The sequence below is a fragment of the Nocardiopsis xinjiangensis YIM 90004 genome (assembly GCF_000341145.1).
Classification (GTDB): domain Bacteria; phylum Actinomycetota; class Actinomycetes; order Streptosporangiales; family Streptosporangiaceae; genus Nocardiopsis; species Nocardiopsis xinjiangensis.
The window spans coordinates 25,933-36,702 of the sequence record NZ_ANBE01000039.1 but is presented as its reverse complement, the minus strand read 5'-3'; the positions used below and the strand labels follow the sequence as shown (position 1 = coordinate 36,702).

At 71.5% G+C, this 10,770-nt stretch carries 8 protein-coding genes; 3 read left to right on the top strand and 5 right to left on the bottom strand.

All coding sequences use genetic code 11. The features are described from left to right. From D473_RS27490 to D473_RS0118435, 4 genes are all read right to left on the bottom strand, one after another. Window positions 1–1,556, bottom strand: a 1,556-nt coding sequence (locus D473_RS27490) for a hypothetical protein (protein WP_026127085.1), incomplete at its 3' end; no start/stop codon positions are given. A gap of 326 nt (window positions 1,557–1,882) precedes the next feature. Further along, the gene (locus D473_RS0118445) at window positions 1,883–2,500 is read right to left on the bottom strand and encodes a YbhB/YbcL family Raf kinase inhibitor-like protein (protein ID WP_017610528.1); all 618 of its coding nucleotides are present in this window, start codon (window positions 2,498–2,500) and stop codon (window positions 1,883–1,885) included. A 442-nt stretch (window positions 2,501–2,942) separates the two neighbouring features. Next, complete coding sequence (locus tag D473_RS0118440) at window positions 2,943–3,773, bottom strand: ABC transporter permease (protein ID WP_017610527.1); 831 nt, start codon at window positions 3,771–3,773, stop codon at window positions 2,943–2,945. After that, on the bottom strand, window positions 3,770–4,732 hold the full coding sequence (locus D473_RS0118435) for a daunorubicin resistance protein DrrA family ABC transporter ATP-binding protein (RefSeq protein WP_017610526.1): 963 nt from the start codon (window positions 4,730–4,732) through the stop codon (window positions 3,770–3,772). Before D473_RS0118435 ends, D473_RS0118440 begins: the two co-directional genes overlap by 4 nt. A 163-nt stretch (window positions 4,733–4,895) precedes the next feature. On the opposite strand from D473_RS0118435, the gene D473_RS0118430 reads away from it, so the two are divergent. Both D473_RS0118430 and D473_RS0118425 read left to right on the top strand, forming a co-directional pair. Next, on the top strand, window positions 4,896–5,486 hold the full coding sequence (locus tag D473_RS0118430; RefSeq protein WP_017610525.1) for a PH domain-containing protein: 591 nt from the start codon (window positions 4,896–4,898) through the stop codon (window positions 5,484–5,486). Further along, window positions 5,486–7,552, top strand: a complete 2,067-nt coding sequence (locus D473_RS0118425) for a PH domain-containing protein (protein ID WP_017610524.1) — start codon at window positions 5,486–5,488, stop codon at window positions 7,550–7,552. Before D473_RS0118430 ends, D473_RS0118425 begins: the two co-directional genes overlap by 1 nt. Window positions 7,553–7,591: 39 nt before the next feature. On the opposite strand, the gene sepH is transcribed toward D473_RS0118425, so the two are convergent. Continuing rightward, window positions 7,592–8,956 (bottom strand): septation protein SepH, encoded by a 1,365-nt coding sequence (gene sepH / locus D473_RS0118420; RefSeq protein ID WP_017610523.1) that lies wholly within the window; start codon window positions 8,954–8,956, stop codon window positions 7,592–7,594. 578 nt (window positions 8,957–9,534) lie between these two features. Between sepH and D473_RS0118415 the strand changes: the two genes are divergently transcribed. Beyond that, a complete protein-coding gene (locus D473_RS0118415) occupies window positions 9,535–10,680 on the top strand; it encodes a hypothetical protein (RefSeq protein WP_017610522.1) in 1,146 nt (381 codons plus the stop codon). The last annotated feature ends 90 nt before the right edge of the window (window positions 10,681–10,770 follow it).

The window sequence follows — 10,770 nt, the reverse complement described above, 5'->3', positions numbered from 1 at the left end:
TTGTGGGTGCCTGTGCCGTTCGGGTTGCCCCACGAGGGGGCCTCCCCCTGCGGAGGTCGGGCGTACGCGCCCGTGTCGTTCGAGTCGCCCCAGTCCGTCCCCTGTGGACGGTTGTGGGTGCCTGTGCCGTTCGGGTTGCCCCACGAGGGGGCCTCCCCCTGCGGGGGCCGGGCGTATGCGCCCGTGTCGTTCGAGTCGCCCCACAGCGGGGTCTGCCCCTGGTCGGGGCGGGCGTGGGTGCCGCTGTCGAACGGCGAGCGCTGCACCGGTTCCGTGGGGCCGCCCTGCCCGAACGGTGCGCCGTAACCGCCGAGCGGGTCGGCCGTACCGGGCTGTGCCGCCCCGGGGCCGCCGTACGGGGACGGTGCCTCCGGGGCGGTGGGGGCACCCGGCGAGGAGGGGCCGCCGGGGGCAGGAGGCTCCGGAGCGCGCAGGACCGACGGGTCGGGGTGCTGGTGTGCACCGGTGTCCATGCTCGACCAGATCGGGGACGTCACGTCCGAACCCGGGTTGCTCGGAGCGGGCCGGAAGCTCGGGTCCAAAGGATCCGGGGAGGGGCGTGTGCCGTCACCGTGCTCGGGGCGGGCATGGGTACCACTGTCGTAGGAGGAGCCCGTGTCGTAGGAACCGTCCGTTCCCGGGTCGGAGGATGAGCGGCCGCCGTCGAAAGGCGCCCCGTACGGGGAGGGCGTGCCGCTCAGTCCGTCACCGGTAGTCCCGGAATAGGGCGAACCGGGAACGCTCGAGGGGTTGCTCAGCGGGCCGCCCGGGGCCTCCTCCGAACGCGGCGGCAGAGCCGAGGGGCCCGATGGCCAGGAGCCGGAACCGAGCGGGTCGTTGTCCTCACCGAGTGGGCCCGCGGCCGGCAGCCCGCGTGTCTCCTGGGCCGAGGGGAGCGAGGTCTGCTCGGGACGGGAGGGGTCGGGCCGCGCGGGCTCGGCGTGCGTAGGGCCCTGGTCGGTGTCGGCGGTCGGAGCGTGGCTCTGTTGCGGGCCGCTCTCCTGGCCCAGGTCCGCCAGCGCCATCATGTTGGTCTGTGGTCCGGGGACGGAGGCGGAGCGATCCACGTCCCCGCCCCGATCCTGCCGCAGGTCCGTGCCGGACGCGGGCGTGTGGGGCCCCTGCTGGTCGTCGTACTCGTACTCGTACTCGTAGGGGCCGTCGTCGTAGCCGTGGTCGCCGTACACGTCGTCGTAGCCGTCGTCACCGTCGCCGTAGCCGTGGTCGCGCCCCTGGGCCGGGCGTTGGGCCGGCCCCTCCTCGTTCAGAGACGACCAGAAGTCGTTGTCCGACAGGCCGTCCTCGTCGTCATCCCAGTCGACCCGGCGCCGCTTCAGGAGTCCCGGTTTGCCGATCTCCCTGCGCGGACGGCGTTCGCGCCCGCGGGGGGCCTCCTCCTCGCGTCCGGGGTCGTCCTCGACGCCGTCGTACTCGTCGTCGAAGTCCTCGTGGGCGTCCGTGCGACTCGGGTTCAACGCCCGCATGCCCAGGAGCAGGAGCAGGAGCACGGCGAGCACGACGATGACGGCGATGATGCTGATGACGGTGACGGTCATGGTGTACGCACTACCTTGGGGAGGTCTGCCGCACCCGCGACGTTCCTGGGACGGACACCGGGTGTCCGACCACGGGACAGCGGCCGCGCGGGCCGGCCTGTCCATGGACCCCCTGCCGGCCGGCTGGGGAGACGTCGGGGATCCATCGCGGTTCCAGGTCAGGGTGCCGCGCGGTGACTGGACGGGAAACGGTCATCTGAAATGGGGCGAGGGGCACGACCCCACTGTATGTGTTGTGGTGCTCCGTGTGCAGAGGGCGTCGAGAGCTTACTGAACGCATACCACCACTGTGTCCGGTGAGCTGTTCCACGGGCATGCGGAGACCGCTATTCGCTCTCGGCGACCAGGGTGCCTCGCGCGACGGCACGCTCGGAGATGGCCTCCAACGTGGTCTCCAAGGGGGCCCCGTCGGGAAGATCGAGGCCCTCGTTCAAGGCGTAGACCGTGAAGCGGTATTCGTAGAAGGCGTCCTCATCGGGGCACGGTGCAGTGTACTCGGCCGCGCCGGCGCTGTTCTCGGCCTGCTTGGCGTCGGTGGGTACCGTGTTCTGGCGCAGTTCCACGAGCTGGGGATCGAGGTTGTGGACCACCCAGAAGACCGTCGCCTCACTGGGGTCGTCGACCACCAGCGCCGTCGACCCGGCGTCCTCGGGCATCCCCGACCAGTTCAGCGGAGGCGATACCCCGGAGATCTCCTCGCCCTCCTCGCTCTCCACGCCCTCGCACGTGTAGACCTCCGGCAGTGGCCGGCCCTCCTGCATCAAGGGACTGGTGACGGTGATGTCGTCGGGCATCTCCCCGCTCAACCCGGGGGTGAACATCCCGCAGCCGGTGGTGGCGGCCACGGCCGCACCCGCCGCCACCGCGCCCACACGCGTGGCGGCGGAGACTCGACGCACCTGACGCGGCGCGGGGATCCGGGTGAAGGGGAGGACCGGGAACAATGGGGCTCCTGCTGGGCTCTCGGGGGCCTGGTGGGGTGGCGTCGCACGCTCGGGGACACCGGCCCCGCCGGCGGACTCGCTGGTGTCGGACCCTGGGGTCCTGAGCGAACTTTACTGGCCGCCGAGAGAAGGTCGCGCATCGGTCATCATGGACGAGTGCGGTTCGACGTTCTCGGCCCCTGCAGGTCCGCGACGACCGCGGGGAGGCTGCGGGCCCCGACCTCACCGCCCTGACGCGGTCAGGGCCAGGGAACACGCACGCCGGGCCTGGGGCGGGACCGCTGCGAGGAGTTGCTCACCCGCGGCCGGGGCCGGGGGCGGGCGGATCTGCTCCGACTCTGGACGCCTGGCTCACCGACCGCCTTCCCCCGGAAGGCCCCCGCCCGTTCGGGACAGGCCCACACGCACCGGGGCCGGTGGAGGGGAGAGGACCCGGGCGGCCTCAGGTGCGGCGGCGGTAGGCCCAGGCCGCCAGCGGGAAGAACACGGCGGTGATGATCGCCGTCCACCCCAGCGTCCAGAGGACCGGACCGGCCACGTCACCGTCGAGCATGAGCCCGCGCATCGCGTCGACCACGTGGCTGACCGGGTTGTTGACGGCCACGGTCTGCAGCCAGCTCGGCATCGACTCGGGCGCCACGAACGCCGAGCTGCCGAAGGTCAGCGGGAACATCATGATCATCCCGAAGGCCTGCACCGACATCGGGGTGCGCACGATCATCCCCACGAACGCCGACATCCAGCACAGCGCGAACGCGAACAGCAGGATCAGTGCCCCGGCGGCGATCACACCCAGCGCGCCGCCCTCGGGACGGAACCCGATCGCCAGGCCCACCACCAGGACCATGACCACGGTGATGGTGTACCGGACCAGGTCGCCCAGGATCGCGCCCACCAGCGGGGCCGAACGGGCGATGGGCAGGGACCGGAACCGGTCGAAGATGCCTTTCTCCACGTCCTGGCTCAACGAGAAACCGGTGCCCAGGGTCGCGAAGATGACCGACTGGGCGATGATGCCCGGCATGAGGAAATCCCGGTAGGCCTGCCAATCACCCATCATCGCCTGCCCGAACACGAAGACGAACAGGGTCACGAACATGATGGGCTGCAGGATCAGGCCCAGGACCTCTTCCGGGTTGGCCTTGACCTTGAGCACGCTGCGCCAGGCCAGCTGCAGACCCTGGTGGGCCGTACGCAGGGGCGAGACGTTGGGCGGAGCCATCGGTGCCGGGCCGACCGGGCCGGTCGGGGAATCGGTGGTCACGGCACTCATGTCGATGTCTCCTCGCTGATCTCCTGGGGTTCTGCGGGCTGTCCGGTCAGTGCCAGGAAGACCTCGTCCAGGCTCGGCTTGCGCAGCGACAGTTCACCCACCGCCACGCCCTGTTCGTCCAGGCGGCGTACCACTTCGGGAAGCACCGCGGAATCGGTGACCGGTACCCGTGCGGTGAGCCCGTCGTCGGACACCGGGGAGCTGGTGACCGCCTCGACCACCTTGATCGCGAGCCCGAGCTGATCGGCCTCGGAGGTGCGCAGCTCCAGGACCTGTGTACCGGCGCGGTCCTTGAGCTGTTCGGGGGTGCCCTCGCTGATGACACGGCCGTGGTCGAGGACCACGAGGTCGTCGGCGAGGTGGTCGGCCTCTTCCAGGTACTGGGTGGTGAGCAGGACCGTGACGCCGTTCTCGACCTGGCGGCGCACGACCTCCCACAGCTCGTTGCGGCTGTGCGGGTCCAGGCCGGTGGTCGGCTCGTCCAAGTAGAGCAGGGACGGGCCGCCGATCATGCTCGCGGCCAGGTCCAGGCGTCGGCGCATACCTCCCGAGTAGCCCTTGGTGGGGCGGTCGGCGGCGTCGGAGAGCGCGAAGCCCTCCAGGAGTTCGGCCGAGCGGACCCGGGCCCGGGCACGGTCGAAACCGAGCAGGCGGGCGATCAGGACCAGGTTCTGCGTTCCGGTGAGCTCTTCGTCCACGGCCGCGTACTGGCCGGTCAGTCCGATGAGGCGGCGTACCTCGTGGGGATGGCGCAGGACGTCGAACCCGTCGACCTCCGCGTACCCTCCGTCGGCGCGCAGGAGGGTCGCAAGGATGCGTACCGACGTGGTCTTGCCGGAACCGTTCGGCCCCAGTACACCCAGAACGGTGCCCTTCCTCGCGGTCAGGTCGACCCGGTCCAGGGCACGTTTGCCCTTGAACTCCTTTACCAGCCCCTCCGCGCGAATGGCGTGGGTCATTTCGTCCTCCGATCAACGTCTGTACGCAAGTATGCCGGGACGCTCTGACAGAACGCTGACGAGCCGCGTGCACGACGACAACGCGGGCCCGGCGTCGGCCATTCCTCCGGTGCGGGGCCCGGTGCTTCCCGGAGCCGGGCCGACACGACCTAGACTCGGTCGCGTGTTGAACAGTCCCGCCCACGACGGCCGTCCCGAACCGGGGGAGGGCCCCCGCGAACACCTGACGGAGGAAGGACGAACCGCCGAACTGCGCCCGCCCCTGCGCAGGGTCAGCGGGCGCGCCGTCGGTGTGTGGACGGTGCGCATGCTCCTCGGAGTGGCCCTCAAGCTGGTCCTGATCAGTGTCGTTGCGGTGATGCTGACCAATCTGTCGCTGTCCTGGATCCCCGACCGGTTGAGCGAGAACGCTCGGCTGCTGCCCATCGCCTACGGGGTCTACGGGCTGGTCAAGGTCGCCGTGGTGCCGTCATGGCGGTACCGGGTGCACCGTTGGGAGGTCGGCGAGGACGTCATCTACACCCGCGCCGGGTGGATCGCCCGCTCCTGGCAGCTGGTGCCGGTGAACCGGATCCAGACCGTCGATCACACCCAGGCCATGTTGGAGCGGGTCTTCGATGTGGCCACGCTGCGGGTGCAGACCGCCTCCTTCGCCGGTTCCTCCACGATCGAGGGTATGGACGCCGATGAAGCGCGCGTGCTCAGCGAGGAGTTGGCCGCGCGCGCCGCCACGCTCCGGGACGACGCCACGTGATGAACCCCGAGCACGAGAGCCCTGAACCGGACGGCCGGCCCGCGCCCGGCTCCCCGTCCCCTGCGGGCCCCGAGCACGAACGCAGCCGTTGGGCCCGCGGTCCGGCCGGCCGCAGCGACGGCCGGTACCCCTACGAGTGGCAGCACGCCGCCGAGGAGCCCCAGCAGCCCGACGGCGGCGCACATCCGCAACCGTCCCACGAGTGGTGCGGGACGTCCGGTGAGAGCCGGGCCTTCGGCCCCTCATACGAACAGGACGCCACGCGGGCCGAGAGCTGGAGCCTGCCAGGGGGCGGGCTGTCCCCTCCGCCCCGGGGTCCACAGGGGCACCCGCAGCTCTATTCGCAGGGGCCGTGGCAGGGGCACGCGGGAGACGTTCCGCACGGCCCGCAGGCGTACCCGCACCACGGCACGGCAGGTGGGGCGTACACCTCGGAGGAGCACGGGCCGGCCTCGGAACCTCGACAGTGGTGGAGCGAGGAGGCCTCGCAACCGTTCGCCGCAGAGAGCGGCCGCCGCCTCAGTCCGCGCAGCATGGTCGTGGGGCCCATCAACCAGTTGCGCAGCATCCTCTTCCCGATCCTCGTCGGTCTGATCATCGGCGGCTTCAACCCGTGGTTGCTCGCGGCCACGGGCGCGACCGTGGTGATGGTGCTGGTGGGCGGCTTCGTCACGTGGCGGACCCTGCGCTACGAGATCACCGACGACCACATCGAGATCCGCAAGGGCCTCATCCGCCGCGAACGCCGCACCATCCCGTTGCAACGCGTCCGCGGCGTCGACGTCACCAGCAGCCTTCTGCACCGGATGCTGGGTGTGTCGGTGGTGCGCATCGAGGCCGCGGCCGGTTCCACGGATGCCGAGGACGGCAAACTCGACGCGGTCGACGCCGCCGAGGCCGACCGCCTCAGAGGCGAGCTCCTGCGCCGTAAGGCGGTTCTCACCGAGGACGGTGCCGAACCCGCGGGGACCGAGGAGGGGCCTGAGGCCACCGCGGAGCCGGAGACCGTCACCTACTTCGAGATGCCGCGCTCGTGGTACCTCTACGGTGCCCTGAGCCTGGCCCACCTGCTCACCCCGTTCGCCCTGTTGGCGACGTTGATCGGTCTCCTCCAGCAGTCCGGGGCGCAGTTGGGAGCGGCCACGGACACGGTCGTGGGCTGGCTCGACTCCACCGACCGTGCCCTGCTCACGGCCCTGGCGATCGGGGTTCCGGTGGTGCTGGTGCTCATGATGCCGGTGTTCGCCGTGGTCTCGTACACGGTCACCAACTGGGGCTTCACCCTCAGGGGCCGCGAGGGTTCCCTGGTCGCCGAGCGGGGCCTGTTCACCCGCCGTAGCGTCACGTTGGAGAAGCGCCGGATCCGTGGCCACGAACTCCAGGACAATCCCCTCGAGCGCACCCGGGACGCGGTACGCCTGCGTGCGATCGTCACCGGCCTGGGTGAGGCGGCCACACGTGCGGTCCTGCTGCCGACCGGCCCGCGTCCCCGGGTCGCCGAGGCCGTCGAGCGTGCCCTGGCCCGTTACGAGGGCGGGTTGCGGCCCCATCCCCGCGCGGCCCTGAACCGGCGGTTGATCCGCTCGGTGGGCCCGTTCCTGTGCACGGGTGCGGCCGGCGTGCTCCTGGAATGGAACTGGCTCGTCGCGGCCTCGGCGGTTCTGGCCGTCCTGGGTGTGCCCCTGGGCATCGACCGCTACCGTTCGCTCGGCCACGGTCACGACGAAGCCTTCGTCAGTGTGCGCTCGGGTTCGCTCCAGCGTGAGCAGGCGGTGGTGGAACGCTCCGCCGTCATCGGCTGGTCCTGGAACCAGACACTCTTCCAACGCCGCTCGGGTCTGGCCGACCTCCAGGTCACGGTCGGGGCGGGCGCCGGGGGATACACCGCACAGGACGCCTCCATGCCGGGGGCGGTGGCCTTTGCCGCCGACGTCACGCCCGGGATGGTGCGCCCGTTCCTGGTCGAGCGCGGCGCAGGGGCGGCCGCGAGCGGCCAGGGCCACGACCGGGGAGCCGGGCAGGACAGCGGCCACGACCGGGCCCCGACAGCGGACGAGGACCGCTGACGGGCGGTCCTCGTGGTGCTCCGGCTCGGTCGGCCGGGGTCAGTCGTCCTTCTTGGCGCCGAACATGATCTCGTCCCACGAGGGGACCGAGGCCCGCCGCCCCCGGCCCTTGCGCTTGGGCGCGGGGTGCTCGGCGCTCTGGTCGGCGGCGGGTGCGGGCGGGGCCGCCTGCTCGGCCGCTGGGCGGGGCCTGCCGGTCTCGTTGAGGTCGATGGTGGCGCGTTGGCGGCGCGGATGCTCGGGCTGAGCGGGCGGTTCTGCGGCCGGCGGCGCGGGGTCGGGCGCGGACGGTTCGGCGGCCCGGGTCGGGCGTGAGCCCAGCCAGTCCGGGGCGGAGGGCCGTTCCATCCGGCGGGGGCCCTCGGGCTCGGCGGGAGGCTCTGCCGCGGGCCGCTCGCCCCCTGGGCGCTCGGACCCGGGATTGTCGACCCTCGGCCTCCGGGCCGCAGGCCGTTCGGGTGCGGGCGGTGGGGCCGCGGGTTCGGGCCGCCGTCCGACCTCGGGGCTCGGCGGCTCCTCCACGGGGGCGAAGTAGGGTTCCTGGCCCGGACGCGGGTGACGGGCCTCGGCGGGGCGGCGGCGCTCCTCCGCCAGGCGGCGACGTTCCTCGGTCAGGGGGACGCCGAACTGGTCGGTCTGTGGACGCCCGGACATCGGGCGAAGCGTCTCGTCACGGCGCGGCCCCTCCTGCCGGGACGGGACCGGGGGCCGGTTCTCGGTCCGTTCCTGTGCGGGGTAGGGCTCGCCGCGCGGGACCTCGGGGGCGGGCTCGCTCCGCCGCGGGGCGAAGGGCGTGACGTTGGCGCCGGGTGCCTGCGGGGCCTCGAAGGGTTCGGGTGAGGAGAAACGTGCTGCTTCCTCGTCGGAGGGGCTCACGCTGTTGTGTCTGGGTTCGTACAGCCAGTGGGCGACACGCTCCTCGCCCTGGTGGAGGTAGACGAGCTTGATCTGCCACGTGCGGTCCTCCCGCTTCCAGGAATCCCACTCGGCGTCACCGGTCTCCAGCTGGTGCGCGCCGATACGCTTGGTGACGAGCTCTTCCAGCGACGAACCCGGTGCGACCTCGTCCTGGGCGCGCACGGTGGCGTTCTGGGCCTGCTGGGCGATGTATTCGCGTTCCTGCAGGACGGGGCCTTCGAACCAACGGACCCGTTCGATCGGTATGCCGGAGATCTCGGAGATGGCCTCCGCGGTCTCGCCGGACCGGATGCGGGCCTGGATTTCCTTGGGACGCAACGGATTCTCCACTTCGATCTCGTACTGGCCGAGCCGGGAGAACTGACCGCGTACGGCGGCACGTAGGCGGTCGTCGACGGGCAACATGAAACGGGGGCCACGGCCGGTGCCGGCCAGCACCAAGTAGGTGCCGTCCTCGCTCACGGCGACGAGGCGAAGCTCGTGCATCGCCCTCCCTTTCGCGTCCCGTCGAGGGGCTGATCCCGCGACCGACCCCCGCGTTCTCCAAGTCTGGTCGGCCGGCACCCGGCTCGGCCAGCGCCGCCACCGGCCTGTCCGAACTGTGTGCCCGCCTCCCGTTCCGTGGCGCTCGCCACGGTGGGAGCTGCCCCGGACCTGACCGGGGCCCTCACGGTCGCTTCCGATGCCAATCTTGGCACGCTGGTCCGTCGGCGACCGGGAGCGTTCGTGGGGGAATGTCGACGATTCCGCACGGGGCTCCGCGGTGATGGTATCCCGGACGGCACGAACCACCCCAGGGTCGGTGAAAAACCCGATCTCACCCCCATTGGGTCGACACGAGGATCTTTCCGGGCGCAAGTCGACACGCCGATGGTCACAAGACAGTGATGCTTCTTATTTCATGGCGTTATCAGGCATCTGCCTCCCTTAGCCTGAGTTGTCCTCTTATGGGCGATACGAGCACTCTGTGGCCTGTGGTGCTGATTGGCCCACCACACGCCCATCCCAGTGACCAGGATCGAAGTACGCCGTGTATCCACGCGGCTCAGGCAAAGGGGGGCCGGATGGGCCGGACCCGACACCCGGGCGAACCCGGAGAACCGGATCCCGACCGTGCACCGGGGAAGGCCGGGGACCGAAGCGAGGACCAGGAGGGCGAGGGCGGCAACAGCAAGAAGATCGACCTGAGCCTGGCCCAGGTCGCAGGCGCCGGCGGGGCCACGCTCACCGCCGCCGCGGCCGCCTCCTACCTCGACGTCTACGGGACCGTCATCGGTACCGCGGTCATGGCGATCCTGAGCACGACCGCCAGCCCGCTGCTCTCACACTGGTTCTCGCGCAGCGGAGAACAGGCCAAGCACCTGGCAGGGAGGGCCGTGGTATCCAAGGGCCGGACCCTGGGCACCGGGGGGACGGCGAGCGCCGGCGGAACGGTGACGATCACCGGCCTGGAGCAGACCGCCTCCGGCACACGGCCCACCGCCCCCGGGGACGAAACGGACGCCACCCGCACGAGGGCCCTGCCCGTCCTGGGTGCGGACACCACGCAGGCCGACCGGGAAGCCACCCGGGCCGACGGGGCCGGGGACACGATCGCCCCTGATGAGACCGTCCTGATGCCCGCGCAGACCCAGGCGGGCCAGGGGCCTCACCCGCATGCACCGGCCCTCGGCCCCGGGGGCGGGGACGAGGACGAGCCCGAGGCCTCCGACGAGGCCGCACCCACGCCGAGCCGCCGCGGATGGCGCGCTGTGCTGTTCCCGGCCGTCCTCGTCTTCATCGTCGTGATGCTCGTGATCCTGGCCTTCGAGCTGTTCACCGGGCGCTCCCTGACCTCGTGGACCCGTGGCGCGGAAGAGCCGACCTCACCCTCGATCATGGGCGGCAACTCCGCCCCTGACCAGGAGGAAGAGCCCGAGCCCGAGCTGGAGGCGCCGGCGATCGAGGAGCCCCCCGCCGAGGAGCCGGGCTTCCCGCAACAGCAGCCCACCCAGGAGCCGGAGCCGGAGCAGCCCGAGGAACCCGAGGGCGGCAACGGTACCGACGGCGACGGAAGCGGGGGGCAGCCCACACCGGCCCCGGGCGGCCAGGAAGACACCCCGCCCACCGAAGAACAGCCTGAGGAGGACCTCGACGGGTCGGACCCGCCACCGCCCGAACCGGGTGAGGACGGCCAGGACGGCCAGGTCCCCGAGCAGCAGAGCGACTGAGCGGGCCCAAGGGCCGGGGGTCCGGAGACCGAGAGCGCCGCCGTGCACATCCGAGTGCGCGGCGGCGCTCCGACGTCGACGGCCCGCCCC

Bases quoted from the DNA above. Each gene is read 5' to 3' on its own strand.
- sepH (WP_017610523.1), bottom strand. From the start codon at position 8,956: ATGCACGAGCTTCGCCTCGTCGCCGTGAGCGAGGACGGCACCTACTTG.
- D473_RS0118435 (WP_017610526.1), bottom strand. From the start codon at position 4,732: ATGACCCACGCCATTCGCGCGGAGGGGCTGGTAAAGGAGTTCAAGGGC.
- D473_RS0118415 (WP_017610522.1), top strand. From the start codon at position 9,535: ATGGGCCGGACCCGACACCCGGGCGAACCCGGAGAACCGGATCCCGAC.
- D473_RS0118440 (WP_017610527.1), bottom strand. From the start codon at position 3,773: ATGAGTGCCGTGACCACCGATTCCCCGACCGGCCCGGTCGGCCCGGCA.
- D473_RS0118425 (WP_017610524.1), top strand. From the start codon at position 5,486: ATGAACCCCGAGCACGAGAGCCCTGAACCGGACGGCCGGCCCGCGCCC.